Source organism: Pseudomonas sp. SWRI68 (genome assembly GCF_014269165.1).
GTDB classification, from domain to species: Bacteria; Pseudomonadota; Gammaproteobacteria; order Pseudomonadales; family Pseudomonadaceae; genus Aquipseudomonas; species Aquipseudomonas capeferrum.
Genome location: NZ_JABWRU010000014.1, coordinates 1 through 17,687, shown reverse-complemented (window position 1 = coordinate 17,687; position 17,687 = coordinate 1). Strand labels below are relative to the sequence as shown.

Genomic DNA, 17,687 nt, shown 5'->3' with positions numbered 1-17,687 from the left:
GTTCAGCTTCCCAGCACTTTGGCCAGCATCTGGCACACCTGCTCGGCCGAGTACGGCTTGGCCAGGAAGGCAAAGCCCTGGTGGCCGCCTTCGGCAATCGCATCGCTGTAGCCCGAGGTGAGGATCACCGGCAGTTGCGGGCGTTGGCGCCGCAGTTCGCGGGCCAGTGCCAAGCCCCCCATGCCGGGCATGAGCACATCGGAAAACACGGCATCGAAATCGCCCGCCGGGCCTGCCAACAAGGCCAGCGCTTCCTCTGCCGAATTTGCCCAACTGATCCGGTAGCCGTGGTCCTCGAGAATCTGCGCGGTGAACGTGCAGAGGTCGGGGTTGTCCTCCACCACCAGTATCCGCCCTCGCGCCTTGCCGACCTCGGGTTGGGTGGGGGCGGCGGTGACGTCGGCCGGTTCGGCAGGCGGGGCCTCTTGCGGCAGGTACAGGGTGAACGTTGTGCCTTCGCCCTCGACGCTGACCACGGCTACATCGCCACCGGACTGCTTGGCGAAACCAAACACCTGGGACAGGCCAAGCCCGGTCCCTTCACCGGGGGCCTTGGTGGTGAAGAAGGGGTCGAAGATGCGGTCGAGCAACTTCGCGGCAATGCCGATACCGCTGTCCACCACCGAGATGGCCGCAAACGTGCCCGCTGGCGCAGGCTGACCACGCAGCGCGGGCATGTGCTGATCGGCCAACAGGCGCAGGCGCAAGGTGCCTTCGCCGGCCATGGCATCGCGACCATTGAGCATCAGGTTGATCACCGCCGTCTCGAGCTGGCTGAGGTCGGCGCGGATATGGCAAGGCGCGGCTGGCAGTTGCAGTTCCACCTTGATGCGTGCTCCGGTGGCGGTGTCGAGCATCTCGGCCATGGCTTCCAGGCGTGGCCCGGCCTCGAACACTTGTGGGCTCAATGCCTGGCGGCGAGCGAAGGCGAGCAGTTGGCCGGTCAGCTTGGCGCCGCGGTCGACGGTGTCGGCCATGGTCTTCAGGTAGCGTTCGCGACGGCTTTGCTCAAGGTCGGGGCGCTGCAGGAAGTGCAACGACGAGCGAATGATGGTCAGCAGGTTGTTGAAGTCGTGCGCCACGCCACCGGTCAGCTGGCCGATGGCTTCAAGCTTCTGCGCCTGGCGCAACACGGCTTCGGTGTGCAGCAGTTGGCTGGTGCGTTGGTCGACGCGCTGTTCCAGCGTGGCATTGAGCGCCTCCAGCGCCGCCATTGCCTCGCGTACTTCGGCATGGGCCTGGACCCGCTGGATATGCGACCAGCAGCGCTCGGTCACCTCGCCGATCAAGCGCAGCTCGTAGCCGGTCCACACCCGGGGCGCCTTGTCGTGGATGGCCATCAGTGCGGTCAGGCGACCGTCCTTGATCAGCGGCATGCAGATGGTCGCGGTGATGCCGATGGCCTGGAAGGTCGCCGCTTCTTCGGCGGCCAGTTCGCTGAGGTTGTCGTTGATGACCAGCGGCTCGCCAGCGCGCAACTGGCTGACTGCCAGGCGGCCGAAGTCGGCCAGGCGGTATTGGCCGATCAGCCGTGGTGAACCGGCTGACACGGCGTCGCCACAGATGTTGAAGCCATCCTGGTCTGCATCCATGACCGCGTAGGCGCAGCTGGAAAGCTGCAGGTGCTCGACCAGCATGCGCGTGGTGATGGCCATGATCCGCTCGGGGTCGGTGGCGTTGGCCACCTCCCGGCCCAGGCCGTCGAGGAAGTTGAGGCGCTGGCTGTTGACCACGCTGGTGGTGGTTTCGGTCACGGTGTCGAGCATGCCCAGCACGCTGCCGTCCTCGCCACGGATGGGGCTGTAGCAGAAGGTGAAATAGGCGCGCTCGGGGCCACCGTTGCGGTCGATGACCAGCGGGAAGTCTTCGATGAACACCGCTTCACCGGCCAGGGCGCGGTCGGCCATGGCGCCGATCTCGCCCCAGGCTTCCTGCCACACCTCGCTGAACGGGCGGCCCAGGGCCTGTGGCTTGCTGCCGAGAATCTCGGTGAAGGCGTCGTTGTAGAGGGTAATCAGCTCATTGCCCCATAGCACTGCCTGCGGGAAGCGCGAGCCCAAGCACAGGGCCACCGTCGTCTTGAGTACGCTGGGCCATGCCTGCAGTGGGCCAAGTGGGGTGCTGTGCCAATCATGCTGGCGGATGTGTTCGGCCATCAGCCCGCCGCCATCTAGCCATTTCGCCATGTGCTCTGCCGATCCTTTTGCCTGGGAGCATAAGGGTGCACCGAGAATGGCCAATTGGCGAGGCCTTTATGTCGCCTGGTCCGGCCTTTTCGCGGGGCAGGCTCAGCGAATGAAGTGCACCTTGCCAGTATCGTCGTTGCCCATGTAGATGCCGTAAACCCCCGCCTGGCGCTCAAGAATGTAGCGCTCTAGAATCTGCCGGATCGCCGGATAGTAGATCTCGTCCCAGGGGATTTCCCCCGGTTCGAAGAACTTGTAGGCCAGGGTCTCCGGCCCGAACTGCCCGGTCTCCTGGGTGGCGATGGCGCGGAAGATGATGTACACCTCGCTGATCTTGGCCACGCTGAAGATCGAATAGGGCGAGACGATTTCGGCGTGCACGCCGCTTTCTTCCCACACTTCGCGCAACGCCGCCTGCTCGGTGGTTTCGCCCGCTTCCATGAAGCCTGCAGGCAAGGTCCAGGTGCCAGGGCGCGGCGGGATGGCGCGCTGGCACAACAGGTACTTGCCATCGCGCTCGATGATGCAGCCGGCGATGATCTTCGGGTTGATGTAATGGATGTAACCGCAGGCGGTGCAGCGCAGGCGTTCGTGGGTGTCGCCTGTGGGAACGCCCCGAGCCAGTTCCGTGGTGCAGTGCGGGCAGTAGCGCGGGGCGTTGGGCATGGTCAGCGGCCTATGCGGGGTTCTATACGGGGTTCTTTGAGGGCCAGGGGCTCGACCATGTCGCGCACCTTGGTGTTGTCATCCTGCTTCTGGCGCAGATAGTCCAGGGCTACCTTGGCGGCAGCGCGGACGTGATCGACCGAGGCCTGGTGGGCAACCAGCGGGTCGCCGCCCTTGATCGCCTCGACGATCTTTTCCATCTCCCGGTTGCTGGCACCCCGGCGGTTCTCTTGCGAGACCGAGGTGGCACGCAGGTAGCTGATGCGTGCCTGCAACTGGCGCAGCTGCTGGGCGGCGACCTGGTTGCCGGAGCCTTCCAGCAGCACGTCGTAGAAGCCTTGCACCGAGTCGAGCACCTGTTGCAGCTCGCCTTCTTCCAGCGCTTCGCGGTTGACCTCCAGCGCGCGTTCCAGGGCGCGGATGTCCTTGGCCTTGGCATTGAGCGTGAACAGCTGGACGATCAGGCCTTCGAGCACGCAGCGCAGCTCGTAGATATCGCGGGCATCTTCCAGGGTAATGATTGCCACGCGCGGGCCTTTGGCATCGGCGAATTCGACCAGGCCTTCGGATTCCAGGTGGCGCAGCGCTTCTCGCACCGAGGTACGGCTGACCCCGAGGCGGTCGCAGAGGTCGCGTTCTACCAGGCGGTCACCCGGCAGCAGATGGAAGTTCATGATCGCGGCGCGCAGCTTGTCGAGCACGATTTCGCGCAGGGTAACGGGGTTGCGGTTGACCTTGAAGCTGTCGTCGAGTGGCTGGCGTTTCATCAGGTGCGCTCTTTATGAGGCTGTTGCGCCAACATCGCGGAGTGCCTGGAACCTTGGCACTCCTTGCAGTGGTTCGAACAGCCCGTTGTTAACGGGTTGACTCCGCATCGGCTTCGGCGAACGCTTCGCGGGCCAGGCGGAAACTGTCCACCGCCGCGGGTACGCCGCAATAAATGCCGACTTGGAGCAGGATCTCGCGAATCTGTTCACGGCTCAGCCCATTACGCAATGCGCCGCGGATATGCAGCTTGAGTTCGTGGGGCCGGTTGAGCGCGGAAATCATGGCCAAGTTTATCATGCTGCGCTCTTTGAGCGACAAGCCATCGCGGCCCCAGACATGGCCCCAGCAGTACTCGGTGACCAGCTCCTGCAGCGGTTTGGTGAACTCGTCGGCGTTCTGGATGGAACGGTTGACGTACTCCTCGCCCAGCACCTGGGTGCGGATCTGCAGGCCTTTCTCGTACTTTTCGTTGCTCATGCACTGTACTCCGGAAGAAAACAGGGGCCGCTACCGAGGGTGAGGCGATAGCGCGGCCCCTAAAAGCAGGACGGTCGGTGTCTGTCAGCCAAGTGGCGGCAGGGCGCCCAGCTTGCCCCGGTGATAAACCATCGGCGTCACCGGCGCAGCCGGCAGCACCAGGTTCTTCACCGCGCCGACGATGATCGCGTGGTCACCGCCGTCGTACTCGCGCCACAGTTCGCACTCGATGATCGCCGTGGCCTTGGCCAGCAACGGGTTGCCCAACTCGCTCAGGTGCCAGTCGATGCCTTTGGCTTTCTCCTTGCCCTTGCCGGCAAACGCATAAGCCTCGGCAGTCTGGTCGGCAGACAGCAGGTGAATGGCGAACTGCTTGCTGTCACGCAGGATCGGGTAGGTGTCGGAGGCGTAGTTGGGGCAGAACAGCACCAGCGCCGGCTCGATCGACAGCGCGCTGAACGCGCTGGCGGTGATGCCGACGATGCCGCCGTCGGCGTCCAGGGTGGTGACCACCGTAACGCCGGACGGGAACGAGCCCATCACGTCTTTGTAGATGCCTGGTTCGATCATCTCGTGCTACCTCTCAACGCATCACAAACGGGTCGGGCATGGGCGCGGTGGACAGGTTGATCCACACGGTCTTCAGCTCGGTATAGGCCAGCACCGAATCGATGCCGCTTTCACGGCCGTAGCCGCTGTTCTTGAAGCCGCCGATCGGCGCCATGGCCGATACCGCGCGGTAGGTGTTGACCCAGATGATGCCCGAGCGCACGTCGCGGGCCAGGCGGTGGGCGCGGCCCAGGTCGCGGGTCCAGATGCCGGCGGCGAGGCCGAACTGCGAGTCGTTGGCGATTTCCAGGGCTTCTTCCTCGGTCTTGAAGCGGATGACCGCAGCCACTGGGCCGAACACCTCTTCCTGCATGATGGTCATGGCGTTGCTGTCGCACTCGAACAGGGTCGGCTCGTAGAACCAGCCGTCACCCTCAACCTCGGCACGCTTGCCGCCCAAGTGCAGCTTGGCCCCTTCAGCCTTGGCCGCGGCGACCAGGCCTTCGACCACGGCCAGTTGCTGGGCGGTGGCCATCGGGCCCATTTCACTGGCCTCGTCCTGCGGGTTGCCGATGCGGATGCGCTTGGCACGCTCGACCAGGCGGGCGACGAATTCGTCGAAGATCTCGTCCTGCACCAGCAGGCGAGAACCGGCCACGCAGCTTTGCCCGGAGGCGGCATAGATGCCGGCCACGGCGCCGTTGATGGCGCTGTCCAGGTCGGCGTCGGCAAAGATGATGTTCGGCGACTTGCCGCCCAGCTCCAGCGACAGCTTGGCGAAGTTCTCGGCGCTGCTGCGCACCACGTGGCGGGCGGTGGCGGCGCCGCCGGTGAAGGCGATCTTGCGCACCAGCGGGTGGCGGGTCAGCGCCGCGCCGGTGCTTGGGCCGTAGCCGGTGACCACGTTGACCACGCCCGGCGGGAAGCCGGCCTCATGGGCCAGGCGAGCCAGTTCGAGGATGGTCGCCGAGGCATGTTCGGACGGTTTGAGCACGATGGTGTTGCCGGCGGCCAGGGCCGGGGCCAGCTTGATCGCGGTCAGGTACAGCGGGCTGTTCCACGGGATGATCCCGGCGACCACGCCGATCGGCTCGTGCACGGTGTAGGCGAACAGGTCCGGCTTGTCCAACGGCAAGGTGCCGCCTTCGAGCTTGTCGGCAAGGCCTGCGGTGTAGTGGAAGAACTCTGGCAGGTAGCCGACCTGGCCGCGGGTTTCGCGGATCAGCTTGCCGTTGTCACGGCTTTCCAGCTGGGCCAGGTGCTCTTTGTTCTCGGCGATCAGGTCACCCAGGCGGCGCAGCAGCTTGCCGCGCGCAGTGGCGGTGATGCTGCGCCAGGCCTTGCTGTCGAACGCGCGCTGGGCGGCCTGCACGGCCAGCTCCACATCGGCTTCGTCGGCGTCGGGTAGTTGCGCCCAGGCTTGGGCGGTGGCCGGGTTGAGGCTGTCGAAGGTCTTGCCGCTCTGGGCATCGAGCCATTGGCCGTCGATGCACATCTGGAAACGTACGAGGGTCATGCAACAATCCCCTTGGCGGATTCGGTGAGGGTGCGGGCTTGCTTGAGGAAGTCCAACAGCATCTTGTTGACTTCACGCGGTGCTTCCACCGGCATCATATGCCGTTGCTCGGCGAGGACCACGCTGTGCGCGCCCGGAATGCTGGCGGCAAGCTGGCGGGTCATGGCCGGGGTGGAGCCCGAGTCGAGTTCGCCGGTGGCGATCAGTGTCGGCACCTGGATACTGCCCAGGTCGCTGGCGCGGTACATGTCCTGGGTGGCGAACAGCGAATAGGTAGTGTGGTAGCCCTGCGGGTCGTTGCTCGCCAGTACCTGGCGAATGGCGGCGACCTGGGCCGGGTTGGCGGCCTTGTATTCACGGCTGAACCAGCGGTCGAGGGCGGCGTCGACGTTGGCGTCGGGGCCCAGTTCTGCAGCCTGGGCGGCGCGGGCGATTACCCCGGCACTTTGCTCGGGGGTGCGGTTGAACACACTGTTGAGCACCACCAGCGCCGCCAGCCGTTGCGGGTAGGCGAGGGCGAAGGCGCGGGCTACCAGGCCGCCCATGGAGAAGCCGATGACGGTTGCCTGGGCAATCTGCAGGTGGTCGAGCAGCTCGGCGAGTTGGGCGGCGTAGCCTTCCAGGCTGGTGTCGGCGGCTGGCAGCGCGCTCTGGCCGTGGCCGAGCATGTCATAGGCGATGACGCGGTAGTCGTTGGCCAGGCCAACGAACTGACCACCCCACATTTCTTTGTTCAGGCCCACGCCGTGGATCAGTACCACAGCCTGGCCCTGGCCTTGAACCAGGTAACTGGTCCCGGCCGGTGTGCGTTCAGCGACAGGCTGAATCATGGAGGGCGCTCCTTGAAGGTCGGGCGCGGCGGGTAAGCACGCCACGCCCCGGCCCGTCTTGGTTGTTGTTATTGAGCGTTGGCTTTTTCGGCAGCCAGTTCTTCCAGGTCGATGTAGCGGTTACCGATGCGCGGGTGCAGACGGCCACCGTCGGCGGCGCCCAGGACCACGACGATTTCGTCGGCACGTGGGGCGTCTTCGATCTGCATTTCCAGGGTGATGTAGTGCGAACGCAGGCCTTCGTCGTCCTTCTGCATCATCGGGATCTGGATCGAGGTGCCTGGGCCGCCGCGCTTGTTGGTGAAGCTCAGGTAGCTCTTGGCCTGCACCGCTTCGCGGTAGTGGTTGCCAAAGCGCAGGGTGTGGATCACGGCAGAGGCGTGCTCGATTTCGCCGTCGGCGCCGACCACTGCGGCTTTACCGTAGGCTTCGATCTTGTCGGCACCGCCGATGGCGGCAATCAGGCGCTCGACCATCAGCGCACCCAGCTCGGAGCAATTGGCGCGGATTTCCGGCTTCAGATCTTCAACAAAACCGCGACCGGCCCATGGGTTTTTGATCACCACAGCCAGGCCGACCATGGTCACCGGTTTGTCGGTGGCCTTGCCGCCTTCGATGCGGGTCTCTTCGGAGTAGGTGACGATCTTGCGGATTTCGAAACTCATGGGTGGCTCCTGGTGAGGGTTATCAGCTCTTGTTGTCTGATGGTATACCATAATATTTGTTGTGCAAGAGGGGGCTGGAAAAATCTCTTGCCGGGGGACGAAAGGCGTCTTGATCCCTTGATTTGCGCGGCATCTGTACCGGCCGAAAACTCAAAAAAATGCCCGCTCGCGAGGGCCACGAGGACCCCCGGGAGCGGGCTGATCCCGCAACTACTTCAGGCAAAGGGAATTCAGGCGAATGCCGGCACCACTTCGTTGATGAACAGCTCGAGCGACTTCTTCTTCTCGGCGTGGGGCAGGCTGTTGTCGCACCAGAAACTGAACTCGTCGACGCCCAGTTCCTGGTAGTACTTGATGCGCGCGATGATCTCTTCGGGTGTACCGATCATGGTGTTCTTGCGGATGTTCTCCAGCTGGAACGCCGGCACTTCGGCAAACTTCGACTCCGGGCTTGGCGCAAGGAAGCCATTGACCGGTACGGTCTTGTTGCCGAACCAGGCATCGAAGGTGCGATAGAAGCGCGAAATGGCCTGGGCGCCGACCTTCCAGCCTTCAGGCTCGGACGGGCTGTGCACGTGGGTGTGGCGCAGCACCATCAGTTGCGGGCGTGGCACATCCGGGTTGTTGTCCAGGGCCGTCTGGAACTTGTTGCGCAGGTCCAGCACTTCTTCATCACCCTTCATCAACGGGGTGACCATGACGTTGCAGCCGTTGGCCACGGCGAAGTTGTGCGAGTCCGGGTCGCGGGCGGCGATCCACATCGGCGGTTCGGCGTTGAAAGGCTTCGGTACGCTGGTGGAGGTGGGGAACTTGTACACCTCGCCGTCGTGGGCGTAGTCGCCTTCCCACAGCTTGCGCACCACCGGTACCATCTCGCGCAGGGCTTTGCCGCCGTCGGTGGCGGGCATGCCATTGGCCATGCGATCGAACTCGAACTGGTAGGCGCCACGTGCCAGGCCCACTTCCATGCGGCCGTTGCTGATCACGTCGAGCAGGGCGCATTCGCCAGCCACGCGGATCGGGTTCCAGAACGGCGCGATGATGGTGCCGGCGCCCAGGCGAATCTTCTCGGTGCGCGCAGCGAGGTAGGCCAGCAGCGGCATCGGGCTAGGCGAGATGGTGTATTCCATGGCGTGGTGTTCGCCGATCCACACGGTGCTGAAACCGCCGTGCTCGGCCATCAGGGTCAGTTCGGTCAGGTCTTCGAACAGCTGGCGATGGCTGACCTGTTCATCCCAACGTTCCATGTGTACGAACAACGAAAATTTCATGGGGCTTTCCTCGGAGCTTGAAAGTCTCGCCTGGCGCACCAGGCGTCAGTAATAAGGCTAGGTGCTTCAGGCGAAGGCGGGCAGGCTGGCCATCTTGCCGCGGCAGTAGATCATCGGCTGCGGGGCTTGCTCGGGGACGATGAGGTTGTGCACTTTGCCGACCATGATGGCGTGGTCGCCACCTTCGTATTCACGCCACAGTTCGCATTCGATAATGGCGGTGGCATTGGCCAGCAACGGGTTGCCCAAGGCGCTGAGGGTCCACTCGATGCCGGTGGCCTTGTCCTTGCCCTTTTTCGCGAAGGCATAGGCTTCGGCTTGCTGTTCACCGGACAGCAGGTGAATGGCGAAGCGCTTTTGCTTGATCAGCACAGGGTAGGAGTCGGAGCTGTAGTTGGGGCAGAACAGCACCAGCGGCGGGTCCATCGATAACGAAGAGAAGGCGCTGGCGGTGAGGCCGACGATCGAGCCGTCGTCGTCCAGGGTGGTGATGACGGTGACGCCTGAGGGGAAGGAGCCCAGGACGTTCTTATAGACGGTTGCGTCGATCATGGCGTGTTCCTCGAAAGGGGTAGCGGTGGGCCGCTTTTTATCGTTGATGTGTCTGATGGTATACCGTAATACTCGATTTGCAAGCGGAATTTTCTAGCGCACAAAATTCGCGATGAATGGCGCAAAGCCGCGTGAATAGTGGGTTTGGCGAAAGCGAGACGGCCTGAGCGCGGCTGCTGAACCGGATCAGTTAAAGATTTTTAGACCGAATCAGTGTTGTCAAAAGTTTGGAATACCATAATATGGTCCGCAGCTGAGAGGCCGCCTAGACGCGGTTTCCTTACAAAGATAAAAACGACCTTTCGAGCTGAAAACCATGTCCCAACCGTCATCGCAACACCAGTTTGTCGAGAATCACACGGTCGATTACGTTCCACCTGCCGAGCGCCATGGGAAGGCGCGCGACCTGTTCACCCTCTGGTTCAGCACCAACATTGCGCCACTGCCCATCGTCACCGGCGCCATGGTGGTCCAGGTGTTCCACCTGAACCTGTTGTGGGGCCTGGTCGCCATCGTGCTTGGCCATCTTGCCGGGGGCGTGGTCATCGCGCTGGCTTCTGCGCAGGGACCGCAGTTGGGCATTCCGCAGATGGTCCAGAGCCGCGGCCAGTTTGGCCGTTATGGTGCGTTGCTGATCGTGTTCTTCACGGCGCTGATCTACGTCGGCTTCTTCATTTCCAATATCGTGCTGGCGGGCAAGACCATCCACGGCATCGCCCCGAGCGTGCCGATGCCCGGTGCCATCGTCATCGGCGCCCTCAGCGCGACGGCCATCGGCGTGATCGGCTACCGCTTCATACATATCCTCAACCGCATCGGTACCTGGGTCATGGGCTCGGCGCTGCTGGCCGGTTTCATCATGATGTTCGTCCAGGAGCTGCCGGCTGATTTCTTCAGCCGTGGGGCGTTCAACCTGTCCGGCTTCATCGCCACCGTGTCGCTGGGCACGATCTGGCAGATAAGCTTCTCGCCGTACACCTCGGACTACTCGCGCTACCTGCCCAAGGAAGTGGGCATTGCCAAGCCGTTCTGGGCGACCTACTTCGGCGCCACCCTGGGCACCATCCTGTGCTTCAGCTTTGGTGCAGTGGCGGTGCTGTGCGTGCCAGAAGGCACCGACGCGATGGACGCGGTCAAGCAAGCCACCGGCTGGCTGGGGCCGATCCTGATGGTGCTGTTCCTGCTCAACATCATCAGCCATAACGCGCTCAACCTGTATGGCGCGGTGCTGTCGATCGTCACGGCCATCCAGACCTTCTTCGCCAAGTGGACGCCGAGCATCAAGGTGCGGGTGGCCCTGGCCTCGGTAATTCTGCTGGGCTGTGGCTTGGTGGCGCTGAATGCATCGGCGGACTTCATCGGCCAGTTCATCGGCCTGATTCTGGCGCTGTTGCTGGTGCTGGTGCCGTGGGCCTCGATCAACCTGATCGACTTCTACCTGATCAAGAAGGGCCAGTACGACATCGCGTCTATCTTCAGTGCCGACGGCGGCATCTATGGCCGCTTCAACCACCACGCGATCATTGCCTATGCTTGCGGGATTGCGGTGCAGCTGCCGTTTGCCAATACCGCGCTGTATGTGGGGCCGTATTCGAACCTTGTCGAAGGGGCTGATTTGTCCTGGTTGATCGGCTTGCTGGTGACGGTGCCGCTGTATTACTGCCTGGCCACGCGAGGGCAGGCGGTAAACAGTGCGCGGGTTATCAGCGTCAACGACTGACAGTTGCAACGGGTGGCCGCCTTGCGGCCCATTCGCGGGACAAGCCCGCTCCCACAGGATCACTCAAAAAACTGAATCAACCTGTGGGAGTGGGCTTGTCCCGCGAATGGGCTGCAAAGCAGCCCGGTTATTCCTGATCAGACTTTGAACTGCGCCACCATGCCATTCAGGTCCACTGCCAACTGCGACAAGTCCTGCGCCGCTGCACTGGTCTGGTTTGCCCCCGCCGATGTCTGCATCGCCAGGTCACGAATGTTCACCAGGTTACGGTCCACCTCGCGCGCCACCTGTGCCTGTTCTTCAGAGGCGCTGGCGATTACCAGGTTGCGCTGGTTGATCGAGGCGATGGCCTCGGCAATCACCTCCAGCGCCTGGCCCGCACCCTGCGCCACTTCCAGGGTACCCGCAGCGCGCCCTTGGCTGCTGTGCATGGCCGTCACCGCACGCTCGGTGCCGGTCTGGATGCCCACGATCATCTGCTCGATCTCTGCCGTCGACTGTTGGGTACGGTGGGCGAGGGCGCGTACTTCATCCGCCACCACCGCAAACCCGCGGCCGGCCTCACCCGCGCGGGCGGCTTCGATGGCGGCATTGAGCGCCAGCAGGTTGGTTTGCCCGGCGATTGCGCCGATCACATCGAGCACCCGGCTGATCTCGTTGGCGTTGCTGGCCAGCTGTTCGATTTCGGCCGAGGTGCCGGTCACGTCGTCGACCAGGTGCTGGATCGACGCCAGCGCCTGGTTGACCTGGTCGCGGCCGTCACGGGTGGTGCGGTCGGCGCCTTTGGAGGCGTCAGCGGTACTCACTGCATTGTTGGCCACTTCTTCCACGGCGGCGGTCATCTGGTTGACTGCGGTGGCTGCCTGGTCAATTTCGGCGCTCTGCTGATGCAGGCCGCGGCTGGTGTCTTCGGTGACGGTATGCAGCTCTTCGGAGGCCGAGGCCAGTTGGTCGGACGAGGCGGCGATCTTGCGCAAGGTGTCGCGCAGGCTCTCTTGCATGCGGCCCAAGGCGAGCAGCAGCAGGGCAGGCTCGTCGCGGCCGGTGACCTGGATGTTCTGGGTCAGGTCGCCGGTGGCCACGCGCTCGGCCACGGCCACGGCATCGGCCAGGGGCACCACGATGCTGCGGGTGAGCAGTGTGGCGATGGCGGCCAGTACCAGCATGATGACCAGCAATGAACCGATGATCGCGGTCAACGCCTGGTCAGCGACGTCGCTGCTGCGTTGCGAGGCCTCTTCGGCGCCCTTGCCGTTGTAGGCGATCAGCGCCGCCATGGCTTTCATCATGCTGTCGGCATGCTCGGAAAGCGGGCCGTTGATCTGCAGTTTGGCCTGGTCGAGGCGCCCGGCAGCGATGTCGCTGATGACCTGCGCCTGAAGACTGACGTATTGCTCGTGGGCGGTATTGAAGCGGTTGAACAGGGCGCGGTCATCGGCGGCGACGATGGTGTTGTCATAATCCTTCAGGCCGTCCTTGAGTTGCGCATTGATGCTTTTGAGCATGTCCAGACTGCGCGCACGCTCCAGGTCGGTTTCTTCCAGCGCTGCGCGCAGGGTGATGGCACGCGCTCGGCCGAGGTTGCTGCTGATTTCACTGAGGGCTACCACGGCCGGCATCCAGGTGACACGGATTTCATCCGTGGCCTCATCCATTTGCCGGGTTTCATAGAGGGCTATCATGCCCATGGCCAGTACCAATACGCCCAACAGGGCGAATACGCTGGCTGCGCGAATGCCGATCTTCATATTCCGTAATTGCATGGAATGCTCCTTGACGGTGGCGTGCAGGCGTCAAGAGCATGGACGGAAGGCCGGCTCACCAGGGGGTGCCAGCTCTCGATGCGCTGCGGATTTAGTGTGTGTGCCTCACCCTCTTACGTTTTTATTTAAATGATGTCACAGTGCCATCATTATTGACCAGTCATTCAATGTAACGACGTGTGCGGGCAAATCCGTCGTTTACTGACGGTTTTGCCCGCAATCAGACGTCATACGATCGGGATCAACGGGTCGGCAGCGGCCAGTGCCTGCGCGCGGTCAGCGGCTGGCGGGTAGATCCATACCGAGTTGATCTGGCGTTTCAGCGCCTTGCCCTCCTGGCCGTGCAGCTTCAGCTCCCGTTCCCAGCCCTCGCTGTAGGCCGCGCCCCAGTCACCCAGGTCGAGGCAGGTGACATATTTGGGCTGGCGGTAGATAACAGGTTCGACGCCGAGCAGGTCGGCGGCCGCATTGTTGCCAGAGTGCCGGCCCATGGGGATGGCGTGCTGGCAGGTCATCAGGGCGTGGTTGCCCAGGTCGTCGACGGCGGCCCACGCAGTGTCGCCCGTGGCATAGATGTGCGCCTGGCCGATCACTTTCAGGTGCTCGTCGACCCGCAGGCGGCCCGCGCCGTCACGTTCGCCAGCGACCTGTGCGGTCAATGGGCTGGCCTTGACGCCTGCGGTCCAGATCACGGTGTTGCTGGCGATGTACGCGCCGCTGTCAAGGGTTACCCCGCCGGCGTCGACTGCCACCACCGAGGTGCCGGTCAGCCATTGCACACTCGCCTGCGCCGAGGCGGCCTGGATCGAAGGGGTGATGCCCGCGCCCAGCGCCGCGCCCACGCTGGCGCCGCGGTCGACCAGCAGCACCCGCACCGCGCTGTCGTCACCCAGGATGGCGCGCAGGCGCGCGGGCATTTCGGTGGCGGTCTCGATGCCGGTAAACCCGCCCCCACAGACCACTACCGTGTTGCGTGCCGGGGAGGCGGGCAGGGCGGCCAGCCGCAGCAGGTGCTGCTCAAGGGCGATGGCCGACTCCATCTGGTCGACATCGAAGCTGTGTTCGGCCAGGCCCGCCACCGGCGGGCGTGCTACCTGGCTGCCGGCGGCGAGGATCAAGCGGTCGTAGCCGAGCTGCTGTTGCTGCCCTGCGGCGTCGGTGTAGCTGACGCTGCGCCCGTCGGCATCGATGCGGTCAGCGTTGCCCTGGATGAAGTGAATGCCCACGGCCTCGAACAGCTCGCCCAGCGGTGCCTTCATGGCCTGCACATCCGCCTCGTAGAAACGTGGGCGAATGCGCAGTTCGGGTTGCGGGGCGAGCACGCTGATGCGCACGTCTTCGCGTTGCGCCTGGTCCAGCAGGCGGGCAGCGCTCAGGGCGCTCCAGACACCGGCAAAGCCGGCACCGATGATCAGGATGTTGGATTTCATGCAAGTGCTCCGCAGAGGTCGGATAGAGAAAAAGGGGCTTCGATCACACGCAAGGTGCCTCTCGAATAACTACGACTCTATTGGTCGTAGTTATTGCCTGCAAGCTTTTTTTCTTATCCACCCCCTCCTGCAGTGGCAGGGAGGAGGGGGCGGCGGGGCCGCAAACCTTGATATCCCCACCCCCATCCGTTATAGATAAAAAGGAAACCATAAAGAAAAGAGGCCATTTCAGCCCCCATGCACGAGATCACACGTATCTTCCGCCCCTCAGGCCCCCATTTCGCGCCCTGCGCAGATGGATACGGGCCGACCTCAATGACGCCTTCTCCGCTTTCGAGCCTGTTCCACGTGTTGTCGATCCCGCCGGTCAAGCTCCTGCTGACCCAGATGCGCAAACGCCCCGTCCCTCCACCTGCACCGTAGCGCCTGAATTCCACCACCCCCGGCCTTTTGCCGTTCGGGGTTGGGGAGCCTTTGCATTTTTTCAGCGTTCAACTGTTCAGGAATCACTATGACTCTTCGTGTCGCAATCATCGGTGCCGGCCCGTCCGGCCTTGCGCAACTGCGTGCCTTCCAATCCGCCCATGCCCAGGGCGCACCCATGCCCGAGATCGTATGCTTCGAAAAGCAGGCCGACTGGGGCGGTATGTGGAACTACACCTGGCGCACCGGCCTCGACCAGCATGGCGAACCGGTGCACGGCAGCATGTACCGCTACCTGTGGTCCAACGGCCCCAAGGAATGCCTGGAGTTCGCCGACTACAGCTTCGATGAGCACTTTGGCCGGCCGATTTCCTCGTACCCGCCGCGCGAGGTGCTGTGGGACTACATCCAAGGCCGCGTGAAGAAGGCCGGGGTGCGCGACTACATCCGCTTCAATACTGCGGTCAAGAACGTCAGCTTCGATGAGAACACCCGCGAGTTCACCGTCAGCGCCCACGACTACAGCGCGGGGCTTGGCATCGAGCAGGTGTTTGATTATGTGGTGGTGGCCAGTGGGCACTTCTCTACCCCGCACGTGCCGGAGTTTGAAGGCTTCGAGCGGTTCACCGGGCGTATCCTGCATGCCCACGACTTTCGCGAAGCGATGGAATTCAACGGCCAGGACCTGCTCATTGTCGGCAGCAGCTACTCGGCCGAAGACATCGGCTCGCAGTGTTACAAGTACGGCGCGCGCTCGATCACCACGGCCTACCGCACCCAGCCGATGGGCTACAAATGGCCCAAGGGCTGGGAAGAGCGCCCGCAGCTGGTCCGCGTCGAAAACGACTTGGCGTTCTTCGCCGATGGCTCGAACAAGCGTGTGGATGCGATCATCCTGTGCACGGGCTACCAGCATCACTTCCCGTTCCTGCCCGATGAACTCACCCTCAAGACCAACAACCGCCTGTGGCCTGCCGGGTTGTACCAAGGCGTGGTGTGGGAGCAGAACCCGCAGTTGCTCTACCTGGGCATGCAGGACCTGTGGTACAGCTTCAACCTGTTCGACGCCCAGGCATGGTTTGCGCGCGACTACATGCTGGGGCGCATCAAGCTGCCGGCCAAGGCGGCCATGCAGGCCGACAGCGCGCGCTGGCGCGAGGAAGAGGAGCAGCTGGCAACCACCGCTTCGATGTATGAATTCCAGGGCCGATACATCAAGCACCTGATCGAGCAGACCGATTACCCGCGCTTCGATATCGATGCGGTGAACCGCATCTTCCTGCAATGGAAGAGCGACAAGAAGCACGACATCATGGGCTACCGTGACAAATCGTACCGCTCTGTGATCACCGGCACCAAGGCCGTGCCTCACCATACCCGCTGGCTGCAGGCGATGGACGACTCGCTGCAGGAGTACTTGCGCGAAACGGACGGCAAGCAAGGTGAGGTGAAGGTGCTGCGCGGGTAGCCGCCAACCCTGACATCGCGACCAGGTTGCCTGACATGCGGGGAAGTGCTTTGCGGTGCTGGCCTTCCCCGCGTATCATTTGCGACAAAGTTGGTCGGAGATTGTTATGGCGCTTTACAGTGCTGGCGTCGAATACGGCATCCATTGCCTGTTGTACCTGGTGGGCGAGCGCGGTGACACGCGTGAGTCCAGCGTGCGCGACCTGGCTGAGCTGCAAGGTGTGCCTCAGGAATACCTGGCCAAGGTTTTCACCAAACTGGCCCGCGCCGGGCTGGTGGCTGCCACCGAAGGCGTGCGCGGTGGCTTCCGCCTGGCGCGGCCGTCGGACGAAATCACCGTACTGGATATCGTCAATGCTATTGACGGGCCCAAGGCTATTTTCGACTGCCGCGAGATTCGCGAGCGTTGCACGCTGTTCGAAGGTTCGCCGCCCGCTTGGGCGACTGAAGGCACCTGTGCGATTCATGCCGTGATGCTGGGGGCGCAGAAGCGCATGGAAGAGGCGTTGGCGCAGCAGACCATCCTCGACCTGGCGCGGCGCTTCGGGCGCAAGGCACCGGCGGCGTTTGGGCAGCGGGTGAATGAGTGGATGGGTGAGCGGCGTGATGGCAAGAGCGGGGGGGATATCCCGGTCGGTCAGCTGTAGGGCGCGCTCAGATTCAGTACGAACTGTCTGCAAACTGGCTTCTCACCGATGCACAACCTCTGTATTGAGTTGCGAATCGGTGGGAGGCCTGTTCGGCGCAGTTGGGGCCTGATGCAGCCTTTACTCTTCTGGAGTAAAAACTCGGCGCCTTCGCAGTTCTGATCGGGTATTCCCTGTCAAATTTTATTGGCAGGTAACTTCATCCAGAGGTTCAATTTTATTTCTGATGCACGGCAGGCGACGTAGTCGTAGACTTTATATTGGTGGCCGGCGGTTTCGAGTGTGTTGAAGGCGTCTTCGAGTGTGTGGGAGCCGGTGTTAGGTTTGAGAACCAGTATGTCGACATTATGCTTCTCCACGAGGTCCCACAGATTCGTGTGGTTGTATTTTTCAAAATGGTCAATCACGTAGTTAGATGTATAGTGGCCGCCGGGTACGGTTTTGGTTATATTACCTGTTCCTGCAGCTACTTTTCCTAATCCAACATCTCGAGAGACAATGTTTGTTCTCCGGATGTATGCGATGTCAGTGTTTGCCGTGCCAGTTGCGGGGGCGTAATGATTAAGTTGGGAATTGGACGGGATTTCTACTTTCCCTCCTCTGATTGCATTTTTCCCGTGGAATGACATGACCACTCTGTCTGATGGGTGTCCGCTCCATGAAGCCCACATTCCAAGCGACTACCTGAAGCCCGATGCTGCGCTCCCGATTTCTTTCTGGAGCCAGTCCGCCATGATGCGTCCCGACAGCAAAGTCG

Annotated in this window: 16 protein-coding genes; 3 read left to right on the top strand and 13 right to left on the bottom strand. The window is 62.7% G+C overall.

Features of this window, described 5'->3' with window-relative positions:
• Positions 1-2 precede the first annotated feature (2 nt).
• The 10 genes from HU770_RS18870 to HU770_RS18825 all read right to left on the bottom strand — a co-directional run bounded on the left by HU770_RS18870 (position 3) and on the right by HU770_RS18825 (position 9,480).
• Entirely contained in the window at positions 3-2,186 is a 2,184-nt protein-coding gene (locus HU770_RS18870) for a response regulator (RefSeq protein ID WP_186659459.1), read from the bottom strand.
• A gap of 102 nt (positions 2,187-2,288) precedes the next feature.
• Positions 2,289-2,852, bottom strand: a complete 564-nt coding sequence (locus HU770_RS18865; protein ID WP_033697318.1) for an NUDIX hydrolase — start codon at positions 2,850-2,852, stop codon at positions 2,289-2,291.
• Between the two features lie 2 nt (positions 2,853-2,854).
• Positions 2,855-3,619 carry a GntR family transcriptional regulator gene (locus HU770_RS18860; RefSeq protein ID WP_033697319.1) on the bottom strand — a complete coding sequence of 255 codons (765 nt, stop codon included), beginning with the start codon at positions 3,617-3,619 and terminating at the stop codon, positions 2,855-2,857.
• Positions 3,620-3,707: 88 nt separating this feature from the next.
• Positions 3,708-4,097 carry a carboxymuconolactone decarboxylase family protein gene (locus HU770_RS18855; protein ID WP_033697320.1) on the bottom strand — a complete coding sequence of 130 codons (390 nt, stop codon included), beginning with the start codon at positions 4,095-4,097 and terminating at the stop codon, positions 3,708-3,710.
• An 84-nt stretch (positions 4,098-4,181) separates the two neighbouring features.
• Positions 4,182-4,667 (bottom strand): flavin reductase family protein, encoded by a 486-nt coding sequence (locus HU770_RS18850; protein WP_033697321.1) that lies wholly within the window; start codon positions 4,665-4,667, stop codon positions 4,182-4,184.
• A gap of 13 nt (positions 4,668-4,680) precedes the next feature.
• Complete coding sequence (locus HU770_RS18845) at positions 4,681-6,162, bottom strand: aldehyde dehydrogenase (RefSeq protein WP_047583887.1); 1,482 nt, start codon at positions 6,160-6,162, stop codon at positions 4,681-4,683.
• Positions 6,159-6,992, bottom strand: a complete 834-nt coding sequence (locus tag HU770_RS18840) for an alpha/beta fold hydrolase (protein WP_033697323.1) — start codon at positions 6,990-6,992, stop codon at positions 6,159-6,161. The genes HU770_RS18845 and HU770_RS18840 overlap by 4 nt, the downstream gene beginning before the upstream one ends.
• Positions 6,993-7,060: 68 nt before the next feature.
• Positions 7,061-7,657 (bottom strand): amino acid synthesis family protein, encoded by a 597-nt coding sequence (locus HU770_RS18835; RefSeq protein ID WP_033697324.1) that lies wholly within the window; start codon positions 7,655-7,657, stop codon positions 7,061-7,063.
• 230 nt (positions 7,658-7,887) lie between these two features.
• Entirely contained in the window at positions 7,888-8,928 is a 1,041-nt protein-coding gene (locus HU770_RS18830; protein WP_186664828.1) for an LLM class flavin-dependent oxidoreductase, read from the bottom strand.
• Between the two features lie 66 nt (positions 8,929-8,994).
• A complete protein-coding gene (locus HU770_RS18825) occupies positions 8,995-9,480 on the bottom strand; it encodes a flavin reductase family protein (RefSeq protein ID WP_033697327.1) in 486 nt (161 codons plus the stop codon).
• 316 nt (positions 9,481-9,796) lie between these two features.
• On the opposite strand from HU770_RS18825, the gene HU770_RS18820 reads away from it, so the two are divergent.
• The gene (locus HU770_RS18820) at positions 9,797-11,200 is read left to right on the top strand and encodes a cytosine permease (protein ID WP_186659461.1); all 1,404 of its coding nucleotides are present in this window, start codon (positions 9,797-9,799) and stop codon (positions 11,198-11,200) included.
• 137 nt (positions 11,201-11,337) lie between these two features.
• Here HU770_RS18820 and HU770_RS18815 read toward each other — a convergent pair whose 3' ends face one another.
• Together HU770_RS18815 and HU770_RS18810 are read right to left on the bottom strand one after the other, a co-directional pair.
• Positions 11,338-12,963 carry a methyl-accepting chemotaxis protein gene (locus HU770_RS18815; RefSeq protein WP_047583889.1) on the bottom strand — a complete coding sequence of 542 codons (1,626 nt, stop codon included), beginning with the start codon at positions 12,961-12,963 and terminating at the stop codon, positions 11,338-11,340.
• A gap of 227 nt (positions 12,964-13,190) precedes the next feature.
• A complete protein-coding gene (locus HU770_RS18810; protein WP_186664825.1) occupies positions 13,191-14,393 on the bottom strand; it encodes an NAD(P)/FAD-dependent oxidoreductase in 1,203 nt (400 codons plus the stop codon).
• 511 nt (positions 14,394-14,904) lie between these two features.
• Between HU770_RS18810 and HU770_RS18805 the strand changes: the two genes are divergently transcribed.
• Positions 14,905-16,284, top strand: a complete 1,380-nt coding sequence (locus HU770_RS18805) for an NAD(P)/FAD-dependent oxidoreductase (RefSeq protein ID WP_186659467.1) — start codon at positions 14,905-14,907, stop codon at positions 16,282-16,284.
• Between the two features lie 106 nt (positions 16,285-16,390).
• Positions 16,391-16,930 (top strand): Rrf2 family transcriptional regulator, encoded by a 540-nt coding sequence (locus HU770_RS18800; RefSeq protein WP_186659469.1) that lies wholly within the window; start codon positions 16,391-16,393, stop codon positions 16,928-16,930.
• Positions 16,931-17,106: 176 nt separating this feature from the next.
• On the opposite strand, the gene HU770_RS18795 is transcribed toward HU770_RS18800, so the two are convergent.
• Entirely contained in the window at positions 17,107-17,559 is a 453-nt protein-coding gene (locus tag HU770_RS18795) for a putative adhesin (protein ID WP_186664821.1), read from the bottom strand.
• Positions 17,560-17,687: the final 128 nt, after the last annotated feature.